Source organism: Pantoea sp. XAF26B01_ASV70, assembly GCF_054512635.1.
The window spans coordinates 1,461,001-1,480,258 of the sequence record NZ_CM137251.1 but is presented as its reverse complement, the minus strand read 5'-3'; the positions used below and the strand labels follow the sequence as shown (position 1 = coordinate 1,480,258).

Annotated in this window: 16 protein-coding genes and 1 tRNA gene; 7 read left to right on the top strand and 10 right to left on the bottom strand. The window is 54.8% G+C overall.

Annotation, left to right across the window (positions count from 1 at the left end; translation table 11 throughout):
- Nucleotides 1-133 precede the first annotated feature (133 nt).
- From ACX8ZY_RS06990 to ACX8ZY_RS06980, 3 genes are all read left to right on the top strand, one after another.
- Nucleotides 134-361 (top strand): YejL family protein, encoded by a 228-nt coding sequence (locus ACX8ZY_RS06990; protein WP_010248348.1) that lies wholly within the window; start codon nucleotides 134-136, stop codon nucleotides 359-361.
- 22 nt (nucleotides 362-383) lie between these two features.
- The gene (yejM, locus tag ACX8ZY_RS06985) at nucleotides 384-2,138 is read left to right on the top strand and encodes an LPS biosynthesis-modulating metalloenzyme YejM (protein ID WP_022625056.1); all 1,755 of its coding nucleotides are present in this window, start codon (nucleotides 384-386) and stop codon (nucleotides 2,136-2,138) included.
- A 73-nt stretch (nucleotides 2,139-2,211) separates the two neighbouring features.
- Nucleotides 2,212-2,288: transfer RNA gene (locus ACX8ZY_RS06980), tRNA-Pro, on the top strand.
- Between the two features lie 870 nt (nucleotides 2,289-3,158).
- Here the strand turns inward: ACX8ZY_RS06980 and ACX8ZY_RS06975 are convergent.
- Both ACX8ZY_RS06975 and ACX8ZY_RS06970 read right to left on the bottom strand, forming a co-directional pair.
- A complete protein-coding gene (locus tag ACX8ZY_RS06975) occupies nucleotides 3,159-3,476 on the bottom strand; it encodes a hypothetical protein (RefSeq protein ID WP_022625057.1) in 318 nt (105 codons plus the stop codon).
- A gap of 113 nt (nucleotides 3,477-3,589) precedes the next feature.
- On the bottom strand, nucleotides 3,590-4,357 hold the full coding sequence (locus tag ACX8ZY_RS06970) for a hypothetical protein (RefSeq protein WP_421665308.1): 768 nt from the start codon (nucleotides 4,355-4,357) through the stop codon (nucleotides 3,590-3,592).
- Nucleotides 4,358-5,119: 762 nt separating this feature from the next.
- Between ACX8ZY_RS06970 and ACX8ZY_RS06965 the strand changes: the two genes are divergently transcribed.
- Both ACX8ZY_RS06965 and ACX8ZY_RS06960 read left to right on the top strand, forming a co-directional pair.
- A complete protein-coding gene (locus ACX8ZY_RS06965) occupies nucleotides 5,120-5,323 on the top strand; it encodes a hypothetical protein (protein ID WP_003854174.1) in 204 nt (67 codons plus the stop codon).
- Between the two features lie 71 nt (nucleotides 5,324-5,394).
- Nucleotides 5,395-6,111, top strand: a complete 717-nt coding sequence (locus tag ACX8ZY_RS06960; RefSeq protein ID WP_421665307.1) for a 4'-phosphopantetheinyl transferase family protein — start codon at nucleotides 5,395-5,397, stop codon at nucleotides 6,109-6,111.
- A 170-nt stretch (nucleotides 6,112-6,281) separates the two neighbouring features.
- Here ACX8ZY_RS06960 and ACX8ZY_RS06955 read toward each other — a convergent pair whose 3' ends face one another.
- The 3 genes from ACX8ZY_RS06955 to apbE all read right to left on the bottom strand — a co-directional run bounded on the left by ACX8ZY_RS06955 (nucleotide 6,282) and on the right by apbE (nucleotide 9,718).
- On the bottom strand, nucleotides 6,282-7,934 hold the full coding sequence (locus ACX8ZY_RS06955; protein WP_421665306.1) for a multidrug ABC transporter permease/ATP-binding protein: 1,653 nt from the start codon (nucleotides 7,932-7,934) through the stop codon (nucleotides 6,282-6,284).
- 96 nt (nucleotides 7,935-8,030) lie between these two features.
- The gene (alkB, locus tag ACX8ZY_RS06950; RefSeq protein ID WP_421665305.1) at nucleotides 8,031-8,672 is read right to left on the bottom strand and encodes a DNA oxidative demethylase AlkB; all 642 of its coding nucleotides are present in this window, start codon (nucleotides 8,670-8,672) and stop codon (nucleotides 8,031-8,033) included.
- The gene (gene apbE, locus ACX8ZY_RS06945) at nucleotides 8,672-9,718 is read right to left on the bottom strand and encodes an FAD:protein FMN transferase ApbE (protein WP_033788219.1); all 1,047 of its coding nucleotides are present in this window, start codon (nucleotides 9,716-9,718) and stop codon (nucleotides 8,672-8,674) included. Before apbE ends, alkB begins: the two co-directional genes overlap by 1 nt.
- Before the next feature lie 171 nt (nucleotides 9,719-9,889).
- On the opposite strand from apbE, the gene ACX8ZY_RS06940 reads away from it, so the two are divergent.
- Nucleotides 9,890-10,000 carry a hypothetical protein gene (locus ACX8ZY_RS06940; protein ID WP_010248361.1) on the top strand — a complete coding sequence of 37 codons (111 nt, stop codon included), beginning with the start codon at nucleotides 9,890-9,892 and terminating at the stop codon, nucleotides 9,998-10,000.
- A gap of 149 nt (nucleotides 10,001-10,149) precedes the next feature.
- Nucleotides 10,150-10,344 carry a hypothetical protein gene (locus tag ACX8ZY_RS06935; protein WP_421665304.1) on the top strand — a complete coding sequence of 65 codons (195 nt, stop codon included), beginning with the start codon at nucleotides 10,150-10,152 and terminating at the stop codon, nucleotides 10,342-10,344.
- Between the two features lie 17 nt (nucleotides 10,345-10,361).
- On the opposite strand, the gene ompC is transcribed toward ACX8ZY_RS06935, so the two are convergent.
- The 5 genes from ompC to ACX8ZY_RS06910 all read right to left on the bottom strand — a co-directional run bounded on the left by ompC (nucleotide 10,362) and on the right by ACX8ZY_RS06910 (nucleotide 19,018).
- A complete protein-coding gene (gene ompC / locus ACX8ZY_RS06930; protein WP_031292696.1) occupies nucleotides 10,362-11,480 on the bottom strand; it encodes a porin OmpC in 1,119 nt (372 codons plus the stop codon).
- 598 nt (nucleotides 11,481-12,078) lie between these two features.
- Complete coding sequence (locus ACX8ZY_RS06925; protein WP_010248368.1) at nucleotides 12,079-13,248, bottom strand: HlyD family efflux transporter periplasmic adaptor subunit; 1,170 nt, start codon at nucleotides 13,246-13,248, stop codon at nucleotides 12,079-12,081.
- Nucleotides 13,245-15,398 (bottom strand): type I secretion system permease/ATPase, encoded by a 2,154-nt coding sequence (locus ACX8ZY_RS06920; RefSeq protein ID WP_010671026.1) that lies wholly within the window; start codon nucleotides 15,396-15,398, stop codon nucleotides 13,245-13,247. Before ACX8ZY_RS06920 ends, ACX8ZY_RS06925 begins: the two co-directional genes overlap by 4 nt.
- Nucleotides 15,399-15,414: 16 nt before the next feature.
- Nucleotides 15,415-16,770 (bottom strand): TolC family outer membrane protein, encoded by a 1,356-nt coding sequence (locus tag ACX8ZY_RS06915; RefSeq protein ID WP_010248373.1) that lies wholly within the window; start codon nucleotides 16,768-16,770, stop codon nucleotides 15,415-15,417.
- Between the two features lie 304 nt (nucleotides 16,771-17,074).
- On the bottom strand, nucleotides 17,075-19,018 hold the full coding sequence (locus tag ACX8ZY_RS06910) for an Ig-like domain-containing protein (protein ID WP_172608381.1): 1,944 nt from the start codon (nucleotides 19,016-19,018) through the stop codon (nucleotides 17,075-17,077).
- Between the last annotated feature and the right edge of the window lie 240 nt (nucleotides 19,019-19,258).

The following is a 19,258-nucleotide window of genomic DNA, read 5'->3' as shown; positions in this document are numbered from 1 at the left end:
GCGTATTCAAACACCGCCAGCATCGGCTTTCAACTCCATGCGTATAGCGAACGCGCTGCTTTCGATAAAATTGCGGTAAAAAGTGCGCTGTTCCGGTAATATATCGCCTTTTGAAATGAGCTTAGACGACGATATGGCACAATCATCCCGTTACAGTGACGAACGCGTGGAACAACTCCTCGCGGAAATGGCCCAAATCCTGCACAAGGACAAGGCCCCCACCGATCTCTCCCTGATGGTTCTGGGAAATATGGTGACCAACTTAATTAACAGCGATGTCGCTCCGGCGCAACGTCGTTCACTGGCACGATCTTTCGCCGATGCCCTTCAGGCGTCTGTGCGTGACGATAACGCCCATTAATTGGCTGATTTGACTTCATAATATGGTAACCAACCGGCAGCGCTACCGCGAAAAAGTTTCCCAGATGATCAGTTGGGGTCACTGGTTTGCTCTGTTTAACATCTTATTCGCGCTGATTTTAGGCAGTCGCTACCTGTTGGTCGCCGACTGGCCTTCTTCGCTGGCGGGGCGCATCTACGCCTATACCAGCTGGGTTGGCCACTTCAGTTTTGTTGTTTTTGCCGCCTATCTGCTGATTATCTTCCCGCTGACCTTTGTGGTGATGTCGCAACGGCTGATGCGGGTGTTGTCCGCGGTGGTCGCTACCGCCGGGCTGACGCTGGTGATGGTCGACAGTGCGGTGTTCAGCCGCTTCCACCTGCACCTGAATCCGGTGGTGTGGGAGCTGGTCATTAACCCTGATCAGAGCGAGATGGCGCGCGACTGGCAGCTGATGTTTATCAGCGTGCCGCTGATTTTCCTGGTTGAGATGCTGTTTGCGACCTGGAGCTGGCAAAAGCTACGCAGCCTGAATCGCCGTTCATTTGGCAAGCCTGTCGCCGCCCTGTTTATCAGCGCCTTCTTTGCCAGCCACCTGATGTATATCTGGGCCGATGCGAATTTCTATCGTCCGATTACGATGCAGCGTGCCAACCTGCCGCTCTCCTACCCGATGACCGCCCGCCGCTTCCTTGAGCGTCATGGTCTGCTGGATGCGCAGGAGTATCAGCGTCGGCTGATTCAGCAGGGTGATCCGGAAGCAGTGGCGGTGGAATATCCGCTGAGCGAGATTACTTTCCGTGATGCCGGCACACGCAACAACCTGCTGGTGCTGACGGTCGATGGTCTGAACAACGCCACGCTGGCCAAAGCGCTGCCGGAGCTTAATCAGTTCGCCAGCGAGAACGTGCGTTTTACCCAGCACTACAGCGCGGGTGATACGCCGGAGAAAGGGTTGTTTGGCCTGTTCTATGGGATCTCATCCAGCTACATGAACGGTATTCTGGCGTCCCGAACGCCGTCCGCGCTGCTGGGCGCGCTTAGCACCCAGGGTTACCAGTTTGGCCTCTTCTCCTCGGAAGGCTTTAATCCGCCGCTCTACCGACAGGCGTTGCTGACTGATTATTCACTGCCTGCAACGACCAGCCAGCCCAACGCCAGTACTGTAGCGCAATGGCAGAACTGGCTGGAAAAACAGAACGGTTCACAGGCGCCGTGGTTCTCATGGATTGCCCTGAACGGCCCGGACGTCACCGGCGACAGTGCAAAAGCGCGTCAGCGCAGCTATCTGCGCCAGGCTCCTGCCGTTGATGAGCAGATCCACGCTGTGCTCAGCAGCCTGCAGGCGCGTGATTTACTGAAGAACACGGTGGTGGTGATTACGGCGCAGCGTGGACTGGCACTGGATGGCAATCCTGACAGCGCTGGAAACCGCCAGACTCTGCAGGTGCCGTTAGTGATTCACTGGCCTGATACGCCCGCGCAGACCGTTGATCGCCTTTCTGATCATCAGGATGTGATGTCGACGCTGATGCAGCGACTGCTGCATGTGCGGACCAATCCGGTGAACTACTCTCAGGGTGAAGATCTGTTTGCTGCGCGCCGCCGCCATGACTGGGTCGTCAGCAGCGAAGAGAATAAGCTGGTGATTACCACGCCGCAGGTGACGCTGGTACTCAACAATAACGGCAGCTATCGCGCTTATGATGCGCAGGGCAACGCCCTGAAAGATCACAAGCCAGAACTGGCGCTGCTGTTGCAGGTATTAACTGAAGAGAAGCGCTTTATCGCTAACTGATTAATAATCAGGCAAATAGTCTGCAGGTATCTTGCATTAATGGTGATAACCAGTAGACTAATCCTCCAGTGTTCGGCACGTAGCGCAGCCTGGTAGCGCACGGTCATGGGGTGTCCGGGGTCGGAGGTTCAAATCCTCTCGTGCCGACCAAATTCCCTGAAAAGCAGCCCTAAAGGCTGCTTTTTTCGTTTCTTTATTTTGCACATATACTTTGCTTGCTTCAGACAGGTCCTGACAGGGCTATTCATGCCATGAGATCCCCACGAGGTGACATTAGACCCAAAGAACATCCATAACTCAGAGACTGACTTCAGGTGCAAGTGCCTTCCATAGGATGGGATGGCGGCCTAAGCGCGATCAAACACGGCAAAAGGTTTTACTATTTCAGCCCTTTCATCCAGACCAATTCATTTTCATCTTGTCATTCTTTGATCAACGCCACTCAAGGTGATTTAACCTCTACCTCAGGACTGAACGCGGCCTTAAATCTAATGTGTCATTCTGAAACAATAACAAGCTGTAATAGCTGATGTTTTTTATATTCTTCCCTTGCCATTAATTCTCTGACCCTTTCTACAGCGTACATATCCCACACACATACCCCATAAAAAAGGAAGCTTATCAGCCTAATGCCAGCCATTTAAGCGACAGGTGATAACGCAGTCTGGTGCCGGCGTGCTCTGAAACTTCAGTGTGTATTGTTAAAAAGGGCACGAGAGTGGAGGCCTGAGCGCCTCTGCTGCTGAAAGGGCTATCCACAGCGCTGAGGCGTGACGGTGGGCCAGAAGTCCACGCCGGGAAGCGTGGACAGTTCGGGGCCGGCCAGGGAGGGCCGATCCCCGAACGGTTCGTCGGCACGACGTCAAAGCCGAAGGTACCGCGTGAGCGGCGCGAGGACGGCCCGGCAGCAGCAGAGGTGCTCAGGCCCGCACTGCGACTCGTTCGCCCAGAAAAAAAGCTGCCACGTTTGACCGTGACAGCCTTTACAAATCTAATTTTAACTGATCAGCATTAGGCTTATCAGCCCCCTCTTAAATGATCTCTCTTCAGATAACCGACAAACTGCCCTTGCTTCATCAGCGCCACTTTACCGCTCTTATAGATGATCACATTAAACAACCCTTGCTGATAGGTTGTCGCTTTCTCTGTGACTTCATCCGGGGCCGCAGGTTTCCCGTCAACAGTGACAATCCCTGAGCTGTCTCTTTTAACAGTGACACCGTACCCTTTCCACTGCGATACCTTACCAGTCGATAAAGTGTGATTAGGTGAAGGAGATGCAGAGGCAAAGTTAAGAATATTCAGGGAAAGCGCTACCACAAGTATAAATTTCTTCATTTTTTATTCATCCACTCTCTGACAAGGTAAGGAGTAGCAATAGTCGCTATCGTTGTCGCTTGGTTAGCTAACGAGCTGATAGTAAAAAAATAAACTCTTTTTAATATTACCCCTTAGTGAAAATGAGAGTGCCCGCCAAAACCTTCTGACCGACTGTTATCAGCGCCATAGCCATGACCGCCAAAAGCGTGGCTATGCGCGTTTTCTTGCCCGTGTCCATCATGACCAGTTGTAGTTGAATGGCCTGATTTACCACTCGCACCACCTTTAACAGCTGTACGCTGGAAAGCGGCAACGTGTGGGACAGCAATTTGTTCAGCAGGATTCAAGGCTGCAATAGCGCCAGCGGTTGTAGTTTGAGAAACCCCGTGGATAGTTGCTGTTACTGGCGTGTTAGCTGGAAGGCTGGCGGCCGCTACATTGATGCTATGAGCATTATCCAGGCTTACTTTGTTGATTGAAGCCACACCCATAGTTTTCTGTTTTTGCTGGGTGATGCCTAAGCGGTATGAAGTGGCATTAACTACAGGCGCTGTTGCAGACTGATTATTTTTTGCATCTATGTAGGATTGTCCAAACTGTTTGTTAATCTGGTTAGTCTGTTGTGCTGTTACCTGATTACGGTAGTGAGTACCATTCACTGCATTCTCAGCGGCAATACGGTTAGCGATGGCCCTTTGGTTATTGCTGATTGTTGAAGCACTGAATGTAGAACCATCTGCATTGAACCGCCCTGAACCGTCACGGCTGGCCACATCATTAAAGGCCGCTACGGATTTAGCTTCAGCCGCGCGGAAGTTATCACGATTTTTAACAGCAGTATCAAACTCTCCCGCAAAAGCAGACACTGAAGAAACAGCGCTCACGAATAAAGCTATCATCCGAAATTTCATTATTTTTAGTCTCTGTAAAGAAAGTTAAAGTTCTTTTGTGATAAAAATTAACGGGCGAACTTTAAACTTAATCTGAGAGACAATTTTTGATTAAAATTAATAAAACACCAGAAACAAAAAAGCTTCTTTATAGTGACCAGGGCTCTCATTTGACAATGCATGTCACTACTATCGCTGGCCTGGAGCTTGATTTTTAGCCTTACCGGCTTTCCACTCATGGAGCCAGACCTTAAGCCATACAGCGCCCTTTCAGTACTCACTCTCTGTGATATTCAGAGGGTGCAATAAATATTTTTGGCCAGGATTCGACTTGCTCCACCAGGCATTCACACATCACGACTGACCTGCTCCCTGTCATCAAACCTTAACGTTCCTCGCACCTTCCACAATCCGTTCTATACTTAACTGCGTGTGGGTAACAAGAGGAGAGTTCATGACATATATTGAAAAAGACGATCCAACAGAAGCACCCGAGTCAGGCGATAAGCAACCTTCCCCGCCAGACCAGAAGTAACCCACGGGGCCGCGTCTGACGCGGCCTTTCTATCTCAGCTTACCTCTCCGTTTAACATTCAGAATAGTCCCGTGTGGCAGTTAACATTCCTCTTACAATCAGCAGGTTAACAGTTGCATTATAATCTGATCTGCTTCACAAAATCGGCTACCGGCTGCGCTTATTCATCAAACTGAAACAAAAATGTCACAGAAAATGCCTACCCTGAAATCCCCAGAAATTGACGGATAATTTTTATGGCGATCAAAGCGAAAAGCCTGAAGGATGCAGAAGCGTTGCTGCATTCAGGCATTAGCAAAGTGGAACTGGCGTATGACATTGGCAGCGACGATTTCTTTCGTCTGGCAAGCCACTGGTGCGACCGAGGTGCACGCATCAGCAGGGGTCACCACCATTTCGTTGTTTCTCTGAAGAGTTTTGCCATTCCTCCCAACGACTGATTCCGGCGGGCTGCTTGCCCTGATCCATCGCGCCTGATTTAATGCCTTTTTGGTTTTGATGATGGTCCCGCATGCGCTATCCCGACCTGCCGCTGCCGCCTGTTGCAGGCGGCTTTATCCTTTCCCGGCACCTTAACCACAGCGATCCTTTGCTGGCGGTGAGTCACTTCGATCCGCAAAAGTATCATGATGGGCTGGCTGTCGAATGGGATATTCCGCTGCCTGCCCGACTGCAGCAGGCTGTCAGTAAACGGCGTGCTGAATACCTCGCCAGCCGTCTGCTGGTCCGGTCAGTGATGGCAGAACTGGGTATTGCTGATTTCATTCTGACTAATGCAGCCGATCGATCCCCCTGCTGGCCCGCTGGCATTCAGGCGTCACTGTCGCACAGTGCAGGCATCGTTGTGGTAGCGGCAACCCGTCAGCCCTGCGCTGTTGGGGTGGATGTCGAGCAGTTCATGTCGGAGACGACGGCGCATGAAACGGCTGAGTTGCTGATGAACGAGCAGGAACAGCACCTGTTACGGACGCTGCCCGTCTCTTTTCGCGCTGCCGCTACCCTGCTCTTCTCACTCAAAGAGAGCGTTTACAAAGCCATCTGGCCGCAACTGCTTCAGCCGATGGACTTTCCGGATGCGGAACTGGTGTCGGTAGATTTCGCGCAGCAGCGGGCGACGTTGCGACTGACTCAGGACTTCAGCGGGTGTTTTGCGATGGGAACGTTACTGGAGGCGAGCTTTGTGTGGCGGGATACTCAGGTAATCACGCTAATCACACATCGGCTTTAAAAAAACCGGCTAAACAATACGCGTTTAAACTTTGCGGTTTAGCCGGGGGTAACACAGACGAAAGAAAAGGTTCAGAATGGCAGAAACCGGAGTTTCTGCTGATCGCTAACGTAGCCTGGTTCAGGCGAAGCATGCCACTACGCTTTTTTGCTAAGCTTTGCCAGCTGCCGTTAAAGCCCGGTGTCGGTGCGTTTTACCGAGTCGAGCGTGGCAAGATCGCGCTCATTACCGGTCAGCTCCGTCAACTTGCCTTCACGCATCTCCAGCAGCCGATCGGCATGAATGAAGTAGTGATCGTCATGGCTGATGGCAAACACCGTTTTACCCGCCTGCTGTAGCCACGGCAGCAGCTCGCGATAGAAGATACGCCGGAAGTGAGGGTCCTGATCCGCCGCCCACTCATCCAGTAGCAGCACATCGCGCTCTTCTGCCACCGCCAGCAGCAGTGCCAGTCGCTTACTCTGTCCTTTAGAAAGCTGCAGATTCAGCACTTTGTCGCCTTCAATCTTCAGCTTATCCTGCATCTTCAGTCTCTCCAGCCAGAGCTGAACCAGCGCCGGATTGGCCGCAATCCCTTCCCGCCCCATTAACCGGTCAAACAGATGTAAGTCGGTAAAGACCGCCGAGAACTGACTGCGCCACACATCAAGCTCATCCGCCGTTATCGGCTTGTCATCCAGCAGCAGCGTGCCGGACTGAGGCTGATACAGCCCGGTCAGCAGCATCGCCAGCGTCGATTTCCCGCTGCCGTTGCCGCCAATCAGAAAGACCAGTTCGCCCCGGCGCAGCGTCAGGTTAACCGGCCCGACCTGGAAGCCGTTATCACCATAGTGAAAAGAGACGTCGCGCAACTCCAGCGTTTGCCAGTCTGAGGACGTGGAGGCGGAGTGGAATCCTGACTGATAAGGAGCGAGGTCAAAGGCATTGAGCTTACGGAATGCGACCTGGGCACTGAGCAACGTCGGTAACGCGCCCACCGCGGAGAGCAGCGGCGTGCGTAAAAACAGCAGCGTCAGGGAAAAGGTGGCGGCGACGGCGGTATTGGCCCAGCCCAGGCTGTTGGCCATAAAAAAGACCATGCCGATAGCGCCTAACGTCATGATATTTGACCAGTTGACCGCACTGAGATGATAAGTATCGGCGCGGACAATGTGGTGTCGCCAGGCGCGGGCATCTTCCTGATAAACCGTGTCGTAAACCTGCTGAGCGCGTGAGCGGTTAAGCTGTAGCTCTTTGCGCCCTTCAATTACCGTCTGATAATCACGATAGAGGTTATCTTCGATTTCCCGCAGCTTTGCCATGTGCTGGTAAACCCGCGAGACCAGCAGCCAGCCGCCAACCAGCGTGACACCCAGCCAGACACTGGTTACCAGCAGCATTTTAGGCGACAGCCACGCGAGATAGATCGCTGAGCCAAGCGTAATAATCACGCCCTGAAAGAGCTCCGGCAGGCGTACAAAGGCCAGAGTAATGGCCCGCACGTCGCTGGTCAGGCCCGCCAGCAGCTGCGCACTGCCGAGTTGCTCGATGCGTTCAATGCGGGTATCGAGGATACGCTTGATAAATTCGCCGCGCAGTCGCCAGACAAACTGATGGCCAAGCATGGTCAGCGCCAGCTGCGAGGCCAGCGTCACCGCCATCAGCACCACCAGCTGCAACAGAAACTGCGGCAGTACCGCAAATGAGGTGTTGATGGCGACAATCATTTCGCGATTGATAAAGGCGATCATGCCGATACCCAGCACGGCGCTTAACAACGTGAGCGCAATCACCCCGATAAAAGGCCAGCGGAACTGGCGAAAAACAACGCTTAGCAACGTCATGCAGGCAATCCAGCAGTCAAAAAACAGCCTGCAGTGTAATGGGATGCAAAATGATAGCAATAGTTATTCGTACCACGCCGTAACCGGCGTGGTGGGTCAGAAAGCGCGTCGAAACGTCAGGTTATAACGCCAGGCACCCACCAGCGGATGAACGCCTGGCTTAAGTGGCAGGATGCCGTGGTAACGCAGGCGCGACGGCCCGCCCCACACCACAATGTCGCCATGTTCCAGCAGCACACGCTGGGTACTGTCGCCCCGCTCGAAGCCGCCAAACTGAAAGACCGCCGGTAAACCCAGCGACACCGAAACGATAGGCTGACGCAGATCTTTCTCATCTTTATCCTGATGCAGCGTCAGCTTCGCGCCCGGCTCATAGCGATTAAGCAGGCAGGCATCCGGATTAAAGCCAGAAAATCCCGCCTCAGTCGCCGCCTGCTGCGCCAGAGTACGAAACAGCGGCGGCATAGCCGGCCATTTACGCCCGTTCATGTTGTCCTGCTGCTGATACTGGTAGCCGCGTGAATCCACCGACCAGCCGAAATCGCCACAGTTGGTCATCGCCACCGACATGCGATGGCCACCGGGCGTAATGCGATGGGCAAACGGATTCTGCTCCGCAATTGCCATTATTTGCTGATAAAGCGCCTCTGCATCCTCACGTGCGCGACGCCGCAGGATCACCGCGCCCTCAGCCAGCGTCTCCTGCCAGGGTTGCTCTTCACTAAACAGATCTAACATCAGGGTTCTCCGGATTCAGCGGGGATCAGGAAAGCAGCGAACTGCGGCGACATCCAGCTGACAAATTTATCGCCCTGCTTGCTGATCAGATAGACCGCCAGATGCTGTTCAATCGCCAGCGCCTGGGCTTTTTCTGTGCCAAGTACCATCAGTCCGGTATCCCAGCCATCGGCTTCCAGCGCCGTGGTGGCGATCACCGTGGCGGAAACCAGTTTATGCTCAATTGGCCGTCCGGTAACGGGATCGATCACATGAGAAATGCGTTTGCCGTCCAGTTCATAATAGTTACGATAGCTGCCGGAGGTACTGATGCCGTGTCCCTGCAGATTAACGCGCGCCTGAACCGCATTCTCACGATCGGTCGGTTTCTGAATCGCCACCCGCCACGGCTGCTGCTGCGCATTAAGGCCACGGCTCAGCACGGCGCCACCCACAGACACCAGATAGTTATTGATGCCGAGCTGCTCCATCAGTCGCGCCAGATGATCGGTGGCGAAGCCCTCGCCCACCGTCGAGAGATCGACATAGAGACCTGGCAGATCTTTCTGCAGCCACTGTCCGTCTGCGCCCTGCACCACCCGCAGATGCTGCAATCCGGTCTGCGCCCGGGCGGCGGCGATTTGTGCCGCATCCGGCGTATGGCCGGGCTGCTTCGTCGGGCCAAAGCCCCATAAGTTGACCAGTGGCCCGATGGTAATATCCATCGCCCCGCCGGTTTTACGGCCAATCCGCAGTGAGGTCGTGACAATATCTGCCATGTTTTCACTCACCGGCTGCGGTGACAGGTCACGGCTTTGGTTAAAGCGCGATAAGGCGGAGTCTGGCTTCCAGGTAGAGAGTTCCGCATCGTCCGCATCCAGCTGCTGCTGAATCCGCTGTTGCAGTTCCGCTCTGCGCTCACTCGCCACACCGGCCAGGCTTACCCGCCAGACGGTTCCCATGGTTTTTCCTTCCAGCACCAGCGCGGATGTGGTCGCTGGCTTATCACAGGCCGTTAACATCAACGCTAACATCGCTATAAACAGCAGATTAATCTGAGAACGCATCTTTCCTCACTTGTAACACTTTATTCAGCTCTGCTACAAAGCATAAACTTCGGGTAAAGACGCTTAAAGAGAGTTGAATATTTCTCTGAAACCTATCAGTATTCACCGGTCATCTACCCTGTATGCGCCTTTCATCAGGCGACTAACGTTAACCAAAGTAAGGAGCGGCAGATGATCTATCTGATTCTCGTCATTGCCCTGGGGCTGTTTATCTTCAGTAGCTATAAAGTCTTGCATCAGCGTCGTCATCGTCACATGACACCCTCACGCCCGCGCCAATAACAGGCTTCACTGCACCTGATTGGGGCAAGATCGCCCTGACGCGCGCGGCAAGTGTACCAAAGTGCGCGCGAGGTCTGTGGCTGTGAGAGCGGTAAAGCTGGCATGAATTCTGCACTGTTGAAACAGTGTTTATCTCTGAGAGGTGCAGAATGAAAAATTCACAGAAGTGGCAGTCAGCATGGCATCACTGGCTGAGCTTTTCAGCCTTCACCCTGGCAGGCGTGGCATTTGAAGGCGCGCGATTCGGCAGCGTGGTGTCGTCAGTGACAACCGCGCCGGAAGCCACCAAGTGGCGAAAGGCTGAAGCGCTCATCCCGAAAGGTAACGCAGGAGCGCAGCGGTAACTGCGCTCCCGTACAACTCAGAACTGGTAAACCAGACCCAGTGCCACCACGTCGTCGGTATTGATACCGGCTGCGTCGGTGAAAGCGTTGTCGTCCAGCAGGTTGATCTGGTAATCAACATAGGTGGACATGTTTTTGTTGAAGTAGTAGGTCGCGCCAACGTCGATATATTTTTTCAGATTCTGTTTACCCCAGTTCTGAACATCGGTGCCGCGTGAGGTGACGTACGCCAGGGATGGACGCAGGCCAAAGTCGAACTGATACTGCGCAACCAGTTCCCAGTTGTCCGCTTTATCCGCATAGCCATAAGCTGAAGAGTCATTGGTGCTGTCGCCGAAGCGGGTCGCATTGTACGAGCGTGAGTACATAGCCGCCAGATAGACGTTGTTCGCGTCATATTTCAGACCGCCAGTATAGACTTCCGCTTTATCGCCACTCCCGAGGATGCCTGATGTTGCGCTGTTCTGGTCGTTGGTACGGTCAGACTGGAAAGCAGCCGCACCAATGCCGAAACCTGAACCCAGATCATAAGTTGTGCTCAGACCCCAGCCGTCGCCGTTCTGACCTAGTACGTCACGGCCATTCGGAGACTCGGTGCTGTTGCCATTCTTGCCCTGATACTGGACTGCAAAGTTCCAGCCATCCACCAGACCGAAGAAGTTATTGTTACGGTAGGTCGCCATGCCGTTACCGCGCTGATACATAAAGTTATCTGCGCCGTAGGTGTCGCCGCCGAACTCTGGCAGCACGTCGGTCCATGCACCGATGTCGTAAGCTACGCCGTAGTTACGACCGTAGTCGAACGAACCTGCATCACCAAATTTCACACCGGCAAAGCCAACACGGGTGAAGCTGTCAGCCGTACCTTCAGACTCGGCGTTGTTCAGCGCCGCCTGGTATTCCCACTGGCCGTAACCGGTCAGCTCATTGCTGATTTCGGTTTCGCCTTTGAAGCCGAAGCGAACGTAAGACTGATCGCCATCAGAACCATCGTTATCAGAGAAATAGTGCAGACCGTCAACTTTACCAAAGAGATCTAATTTGTTGCCGTCTTTGTTATAGATTTCAGCTGCGTTTGCTGATCCTGCTGCAACCAGCAACGCAGGGATCATCAGGGAGAGAACGCGACGTTTCATTTTATTACCCTCTGTTATGTGCCTTTATTATTTGCCACTGCTAACTGAATGATTAAAAATTCAGCCGGCAGGCCATTGTTGTTTTATAACGGGCAATAATCCACCAGGAAAATGCTACTAAATTTCCAAAAGTGTTTCATACGTCGAAACAGTTATTTCATAATGTAAACAACGGGGAACTAATAACCAGCACGGATCGATAAAAAATGGCGCACAAATCGATAAACCGATTCAGAGAGCTATGTTATCAACAGGTTACATAAGAGTATTCCGAAGCACTGAATGATAAAACTTATACGGCATCTGGTAATAGAATAGACCCCGCTATCATCATTTATTCCATTATTACCTTCATTCTCCCCGAATGAGATGTACAACTTATTATTTCCCGCCGGACAAGTTGTCCGGCATTTTTTTGCCTGCTATTTACCGTTGCGTTATATCTTCGTAAACTTTCTTAACCGGGTTAAATTAACTACGGCCTGTTTCCGCACATATTGTTAAAATACGCACACTTTGCGCCCTGGCTGCCCAAATATCCGCCATGTTAATTTATCACCGTAATTAAGCAGGCGGATATTTAAGCTGGTGCGGATTTTCAGCGCTCACGCATCGATTCTTTGACTTTATTCAGGGGCTTAATCAGATAATCCATAACCGATTTCTGACCGGTTTTAATCTCTACATTGGCCACCATACCGGGCACAATCGGGAATTTTCGTCCGGCACGGTTAGTCAGCTCGGCTTTCTGGGTACGAACATAAACACGATAGTAATATTGATCACGTTTTACCTCATCCTGCAGGGTATCTGGCGAGACCGTTTCAACTTCGCCGTGCAGATCGCCATAGATGGAGGAGTCATAGGCGGTCACTTTGACGGTAGCCGCCAGACCGGGCCGGATATAAGCGATATCGCGTGGATTGATGCGCGTCTCAATCAGCAGTTGATCCTCCAGCGGGACGATTTCCATCAGTTTACCGCCAGGCTCCAGTACCCCACCGACCGTGGTGACCTGAATATCTTTAACAATGCCGCGCACCGGTGAATAGAGCGTGGCACGCGTCAGCTGATCCTCTTTGCCTGCAGCAACCTGCAGTTGCGCATCCAGTTCGGCATTATTTTTTACCTGCTCTTCGTGAGCGCGCACCAGATAGTCATTGCGCGCCTCATCGATTTTGCCGCGCAAATCGCTGACCTGACGACGCAGTCGAATCACCTCGACCTGCCCTGCTGCGCCTTTGGCAACCAGCGGTTCCGTCAGGCGCAGTTCATCCTGTACCAGTCGCAGCGACTGCTGCAGATTACTGATGGTTTCGGTGAGATTACGGCGTCGCGACTCGTAGAGCTGCCGTTCGCGCGTCACCAGGTTCGGCTCCTTCAGCGTTTCGGCGCTGAATGTCAGCGGCGTGCCCGACAGCTCCGCCTCCAGCCGCTCGGACGAGGCGCGTAGCGTGCGCACTTTGGCCTGCGCCTCGCCGAAGTTCGACTGGAAGCGCGTCGGATCGAGAGTCGCCAGCACCTGCCCTTTTTCGACAATGTCGCCCTCATGCACGTTAAGCTGTTTGACGATGCCGCCATCCAGGCTGTCGATCACCTGCGCGCGGCTGGAAGGGGTGACTTTACCGGTGCCGACCGTGACCTCATCCAGAATGGCAAAGTGCGCCCAGATGAGAAAAATCGCCAGCGCGGCGGTGCAGAGCCAGATAATCGCCGATGTCCGGCGTTCATGACGGGCAAGATCTTTATCAACAATAACCAGACTCATGCGGTGTCTCCTTTACCTGGCGACGGTGCCGGCGCGGGTGTCGTCGCGCGGCGCAGGATCTCGTCGCGCGGGCCGTCGGCCACAATCCGGCCGTTATCCATCACCACAATACGATCGACCATCTTCAGCAGCGCCGGACGGTGCGTCACCAGCACCAGCGTCCGGCCGCTGATCCAGCCCTGTAGCTGACGGATCACATGCTCCTCCAGCTGTTCATCCATCGCCGCGGTGGGTTCATCCAGCAACACCACCTGCGGCTGACGCAGGATCAACCGGCTCAGCATCACCATCTGACGCTGGCCGCCCGAAAGTCCGCGCCCGCCTTCATTGATAATGCGGTCCAGGCTGGCGGCATCCTGCTGGACCAGCGACAGCGCGCCGCTGATGCGCAGCGCCTGCAGCATTTCCTGTTCGCTGGCATGGGGATTGCCCAGCATCAGATTCTGCCGCAGCGTGCCAAAAAAGAGGCGGGAGTCGTGCGACAGCCAGCCGAGCTGACGACGTAAATCGGTGGGATCGATACGCTCAATATCGACGCCATCGACAATCACTTTGCCCTGAGTCGCCAGCGCCTGACCGGCGAGGATCTTCAGCAGCGTCGATTTCCCTGCGCCGACTTTGCCCAGAATGGCAATCTTCTCACCGGGCTTAATCTGCAGCTGCTGAACGTTGAGCACATTCTTTTCATTCTCTTCGTCATAGCTGTAATGCACATTGCGCAGATCGTACTGGCCGGTGAGCGTCGGGCAGTGTGCCAGCGTGGTCGCCTCAGGCTGATCAAGCGGCTTCTTCAGCAACTCATCCAGCCCTTTCATCGCCATTTTGGCATGCTGCCAGCGCGAGAAGACCATGGTCAGCTGCATCAGCGGGGCGATGGTGCGTGATGAGAGCAGGCTGCAGGCGACCAGCGTACCGGTGGTGATTTGCGAATCGAGCACCAGATAGACACCAAATACCAGCATGCCCGCATAGGTGAGCTGCTGCACAGTCGAGGCCCAGCCGGTGAGACGCGCGCCCCACAACCGCTGCTGGTTACTGATTGAGGCGCTGACTTCGTGCGTCTGCTCCCACTGACGCTGAAAATAGGGTTCCGCCTGCAGCGCCTTGATATCCTCAATCCCTTCAATGGTCTCTACCAGCACCGCATTGCGCAGCGCGCCCTCGCGCAGCCCCTCTTTGGCCAGCCGCGCCATCGGGATCTGCACCAGCAGACCGGGAATGACGATCAGCGGGATCGCCGCCAGCGGAATCAGCACCAGCCAGCCGCCAACAAACGACATAATAAACAGGAACAGGATAACAAACGGCAGATCGGCCGCTGCGCCTACCGTGGTCGAGGTGAGCAGCTCACGCACCTGGTCGATCTCACGCAGCTGCGAGATAAACGAACCGGTCGATTTCGGACGCGCCTCATTACGTATGCTCATCGCCCGGGCAAACAGCATGGCCGAGACTTTCAGGTCGATGCGTTTGCCCATTAAGTCTGACACCTGGGTCCGCATCAGCCGGATCAGATACTCAATGGCCGCAGCGATCAGCACGCCGACAAACAGTACCCACAGCGTAGACTGCGACTGGGCCGGAATGACCCGATCGTAGACCTGCATCGAAAAGAGAATACCGGCCAGCGCCAGCACATTACTGATCACCGAGGCCAGCGAAATTTCCGTGATACGGCGGCCCATACCGCGAAAATTTTTCCAGAACCAGTGTGGCTCATAAGGCTGAACGAATTCGTCGATGCGCGCATCACGGCCACGCGCCGCTACGCCAATCACGCCGACATCGCCCTGGGCGCGTGCCAGCAGTTCTGATAACGCGCTTTCACGCACCACATCGCCACCTTCACTGAGCCAGTAGCGCGCGCTGTTGTCTGAATCGATGCTCTCCAGCACCGCCACGCTGGCATTCTCCAGCACCAGCACCACCGGGGTGATCTCCTGACGCCAGCGCAGTTTGTTCTGCGGCACCATGGTCAGATGCAGTCCCAGCAGGCCGGAGAGTCGTTCCAGCTGCTGTGACACCGGCAGATGTTCAAACCAGCGCATCTGCTGACGCAGGGTTTTGCCATCGGCAGGTTTACCGAATCGCGCGGCTACGCGCAGCATGGCGGCAATCCAGTTATCGGTATTCAGGGTTGATGTACTCATTATTAATGCCTTATCGCTATTGCAGCGAAGGAAGGAGATCGCCGCTGCTTTGCTGGCGATCGATACCCATGATATCGAGCAGATTGTCTACCGCGGCGGCATAACGCACGGTGGCGTCCCAGCCATCGTAAAGCGCGGTGATACGTGAGCTGTCAGCCTGAAACACATCCTGTTCCACGCTAAGCAGATCGTTCAGGCTGCGCTTACTCAGGCGATATTCATCGGCGTAGACATTACGGGTATGGTCGGCGCTGGCCAGCTGCACTTCCCCGGCAGCCTGCCGCTGCTGCGCGCCAATCATGTCGGCATAGGCGGTAGAGGCGTTTTGATTGATGGCGAGCTTAGCCTGCTGAATAGCGGCCTGCGCCGCTTCACGATCGCCCTCCGCTGACTGGGTTTTCGCATTCACCAGGCCGCCCTGATAAAGCGGTGCTTCCACCTGCAGCTGCACTTCATCATCCCAGTAAGATTGACGATCGTTTTCATAGCGGGTCCGGCCCGCCTGCACTTTAATCGTCGGCCAGTGACCGGACTCTGCCTGGCGCACCCGTTCACGAGCGGCTTCCTGTTTCGACTGCGCGCTGCGCACTGCCGCGCTGCTTTCATAGGCGATTTTGTCGAGGGTGATCTGCTGCTTAAGCAGCGCCTGTGGCAGTTCAGGCAGCGTGGCGGGGACCACGCCGGTCAGCACGGTCAGTTGCGCGGTGGCGGAACGATGCTGGGCACGATATTGCTCCAGCGTGGCCTGCATGGCGGCGATGCGGGTTTCTGCCTGCAGCACGTCGGACTGGGAATTGAGGCCGGCATCGGCGCGCAGTTTCGCAATATCCCGCACGCGCTTCAGCGAGGCGATATTGGTATGCGCCGTTTCTGCCAGCGCCTGATAACGTTTGACTTCGAGGTAGGCCTGCAGCGTATCTTCCGCCACGGTGGTCATGGAGTCGAACAGGCTGTAACGATAAGCATCCGACAGCGCGTGCTGCTCATCGATGGCGCTGCCGGTGCGGCCAAAGTCGTAGAGCAGCTGGCTGAGCGTGATGCCACCGGAGCCGTTGTTGTTCAGGCTCCCGGCGGAGTCGGTCTGATGAGAGCGTCCCGCCGCGCCCTGCAGTGAGATCTGCGGATACCAGGCGCTGCGGGCGGCATCAAGATCCCCCTCACCGATGTGGATCTGTGCCGCCGCTTCCGAGATTTTCGGATTGCGGGCAAAGGCCCGAAGAATGGCGTCACGCAGGGTTAAGCTGGCAATCTGCTCTTCGGTGGGCGCGGCGCGCCAGTTAAATTCGGCTTTAGGTAACGGTGCGGCAAAGGCCGCGTGCACTGCAACGCCACTCAGGGCGCACAACAAAAAAGTTAATCGCGCTTTGTTCATTATCCATACCAACAGGGGTTCTTATCATCATGGTGTTTTTCCTGGTGAACAAAGCGAGCAAAAAGGGGTGCTACTCAGCGTCTGACAGATTCACTGCGTTATTTTATTTATGGTTCGCAAGCGAGACGCTAAACGACCTTTAACATTATTAGATCAGATCCCGCGCTTATTCCTGCTAAAAACAGATGAAATCGTTAATATTTCTGCTGAACGAACGAAAAGCAACCACTGAGCGAGCTCGCGCCAATCCAGACAGGCTTAACAGACCTGTCCGGAAGGCAGTGTGTTTACTAATGTGTCAGCGTCAGACCAGGGGGTGTGCCGCAGGATGCTGCAGCAGGTGGTCGGCGAGCGTATAAGGAATATCAGAGAACAGATGACTTTCCTGCGGTGCGGCGGCGGCAGAAGATGCCTGCGCCACGTGCGCCGTCTCCGCCTGCTGGGTCAGGCTGACCGTCTCCAGCAACTGGTCCACCGTCTGACCCTCCAGCGGGTTGGCACTTTCGGTATGTGAGGCCACCTGTACCGTCTGGCTGGCACTGGCCAGATTACCGGCGCTGTCTTTGCCGCTGACTGTCATCTGGTACTCACCATCGTCCAGCGGTGCCAGCTGCCCGGCCAGAATGGTCAGCGCCCAGCCGCCATCGGCTTTTACACTGGCGCTGTAGTGCTGATCGCCCAGCGTTAATTCCACCAGGCTGCCCGGTTGCAGATGACTGGAGCTGCCCTGAATCAGATGCCAGCTGTTGACATCGGCAGCATCAATTTTGTTATCACCAAAAGCCGTGTCCAGGGTCAGCGTTGGCCGCTGGTGCACGGCTACGGTAAAGAGTTTATCGCTGGTCTGGGTGTCGCTGTTGCCATATTCATCCCAGCGGTGAAAGGTGGCGGCGACCGGGCCATCCGGCAGTGCCAGCAGCTCGCTGGAGGTCAGTGTTACCATACCTTTGGCATCGGGCTGGTAGGTTTTACCGTTGATCTCCAGGGTGTTGGCGCCTTCAACGTAGAAGCTCAGATCGTGCTGCGCCTCCTGATAGTTAAGCGTCATGTCACCGCCGATATCCATTTCGGTGTAGATCGGAATAAAACCGGTGTGGATATTCAGCTCATGCGTGACGTCGATGTAGTTTTTGGCCCCGTCGATCGACCAGGCGCGGATTTCCCCAACGTTGATAAAGGCGTGCACATCCGCTGCCGGGATCACCACCTGCCAGTGTCCATCATCGCCTATGGTGGCGGCATAATCTTTCTGGTTGGCACCCGTGATCACCAGGCGATGGCCCGGCATGACGGTGGAGAGCGTGCCGCTCAGTAGCAGATCCTGCTGGCTTTCTGCCAGGTTTATCACATCGTCCGCAGTGACCTTATCAAAGGTAATTTTTGGCAGGCTACTCAGATGGGTGATCAGCGTCAGATCGTGATATTCGGTGGCGGTTTTTCCATTGGGATCAGTCGCCGTGACTTTCAGGCTGTAGACCCCGTCTTTCAGCGCCTGCATATCGCTTTCATGAAATGTGCCATACCACTTACCGTCATTTCCCATGCTGGCGGTGGTGGTTTGCGTCCCCAGCGTCAGTTTCAGCACCGACCCCACCGGCAAGTGCGTTGCGCTGCCGCTGATCTCAACGCCATAAATGCTCTCAGCAATACTCACCGCGTTGTCACCACTGACCGTGTCCACGGTCAGGGTAGGTTTGATCGTGCGGTCGGTATAGAGACCAAAATCTACGGTGGTTGCCGTGCTTTGCCCTGCTTTATCGGTAATGGTCAGCGTCAGCGTGTGATTGCCATCCGCTACGCCTTTCAGCGTATCAGCCGGCATGGAGGCGTTCCAGTAGCCCCACTTATTGACGGTGCTGTGCCAGCTTTGATCGTTGAAGGTCAGCGTGACGGTGGAGCCCGCTTCTCCTTCCGCACGGCCGCGCAGATGCACCGGCTTTTGCGCTTCCCAGCCGGCGATCACGCCATCACTGGCGATCGGTTCATAGGGTCGCAGCATAGCGGGCGGCGAACTTTTCACCGCGCTGACAGCCAGTGTGCTGTCGTTGAGCGGGCTGCTATGCAGTGACTCGGTGGAGAGCGTAGTGATCGGCAGGCTCTGGCCCGGCGTGGCGAAAGGAAGGCTCAGACTTTGCGTGGCGGCTGGCGCAATGGCGGGCACAGCGCTATCGGCGACGGCAAAATCGCTCACCGCCGTCTGAAAAATGGATTCAAGCCGGGTAGTACGAAGCGTATCGCGTGATGACATAGGTAACCTCAGTTCAGAACAGAAACGCAGACAAAAACCATCGGATAAACCGATCGTTTAGTCTGACGACATGGTAGTGGGACAGCTTAAGCTGCCCGTTTCCGCTGGTCGGAACCGGTTACCCGCAGGTAACAAGGATTGATAAACAGGACGCTAATAAAAGCGCCAAATAGAGTCAGAATGCTGATTTTACGGCGTGACGCCGTTTGTTGCGCCTACCCTAATCTTTCATCCTGCTAA

What these genes read in the sequence shown, in the direction of transcription:
- ACX8ZY_RS06990 (WP_010248348.1), top strand. Translation starts at nt 134, where the DNA reads ATGGCACAATCATCCCGTTACAGTGACGAACGCGTGGAACAACTCCTC.
- yejM (WP_022625056.1), top strand. Translation starts at nt 384, where the DNA reads ATGGTAACCAACCGGCAGCGCTACCGCGAAAAAGTTTCCCAGATGATC.
- ACX8ZY_RS06975 (WP_022625057.1), bottom strand. Translation starts at nt 3,476, where the DNA reads ATGAAGAAATTTATACTTGTGGTAGCGCTTTCCCTGAATATTCTTAAC.
- ACX8ZY_RS06970 (WP_421665308.1), bottom strand. Translation starts at nt 4,357, where the DNA reads ATGATAGCTTTATTCGTGAGCGCTGTTTCTTCAGTGTCTGCTTTTGCG.
- ACX8ZY_RS06965 (WP_003854174.1), top strand. Translation starts at nt 5,120, where the DNA reads ATGGCGATCAAAGCGAAAAGCCTGAAGGATGCAGAAGCGTTGCTGCAT.
- ACX8ZY_RS06960 (WP_421665307.1), top strand. Translation starts at nt 5,395, where the DNA reads ATGCGCTATCCCGACCTGCCGCTGCCGCCTGTTGCAGGCGGCTTTATC.
- ACX8ZY_RS06955 (WP_421665306.1), bottom strand. Translation starts at nt 7,934, where the DNA reads ATGACGTTGCTAAGCGTTGTTTTTCGCCAGTTCCGCTGGCCTTTTATC.
- alkB (WP_421665305.1), bottom strand. Translation starts at nt 8,672, where the DNA reads ATGTTAGATCTGTTTAGTGAAGAGCAACCCTGGCAGGAGACGCTGGCT.
- apbE (WP_033788219.1), bottom strand. Translation starts at nt 9,718, where the DNA reads ATGCGTTCTCAGATTAATCTGCTGTTTATAGCGATGTTAGCGTTGATG.
- ACX8ZY_RS06940 (WP_010248361.1), top strand. Translation starts at nt 9,890, where the DNA reads ATGATCTATCTGATTCTCGTCATTGCCCTGGGGCTGTTTATCTTCAGT.
- ACX8ZY_RS06935 (WP_421665304.1), top strand. Translation starts at nt 10,150, where the DNA reads ATGAAAAATTCACAGAAGTGGCAGTCAGCATGGCATCACTGGCTGAGC.
- ompC (WP_031292696.1), bottom strand. Translation starts at nt 11,480, where the DNA reads ATGAAACGTCGCGTTCTCTCCCTGATGATCCCTGCGTTGCTGGTTGCA.
- ACX8ZY_RS06925 (WP_010248368.1), bottom strand. Translation starts at nt 13,248, where the DNA reads ATGAGTCTGGTTATTGTTGATAAAGATCTTGCCCGTCATGAACGCCGG.
- ACX8ZY_RS06920 (WP_010671026.1), bottom strand. Translation starts at nt 15,398, where the DNA reads ATGAGTACATCAACCCTGAATACCGATAACTGGATTGCCGCCATGCTG.
- ACX8ZY_RS06915 (WP_010248373.1), bottom strand. Translation starts at nt 16,770, where the DNA reads ATGAACAAAGCGCGATTAACTTTTTTGTTGTGCGCCCTGAGTGGCGTT.
- ACX8ZY_RS06910 (WP_172608381.1), bottom strand. Translation starts at nt 19,018, where the DNA reads ATGTCATCACGCGATACGCTTCGTACTACCCGGCTTGAATCCATTTTT.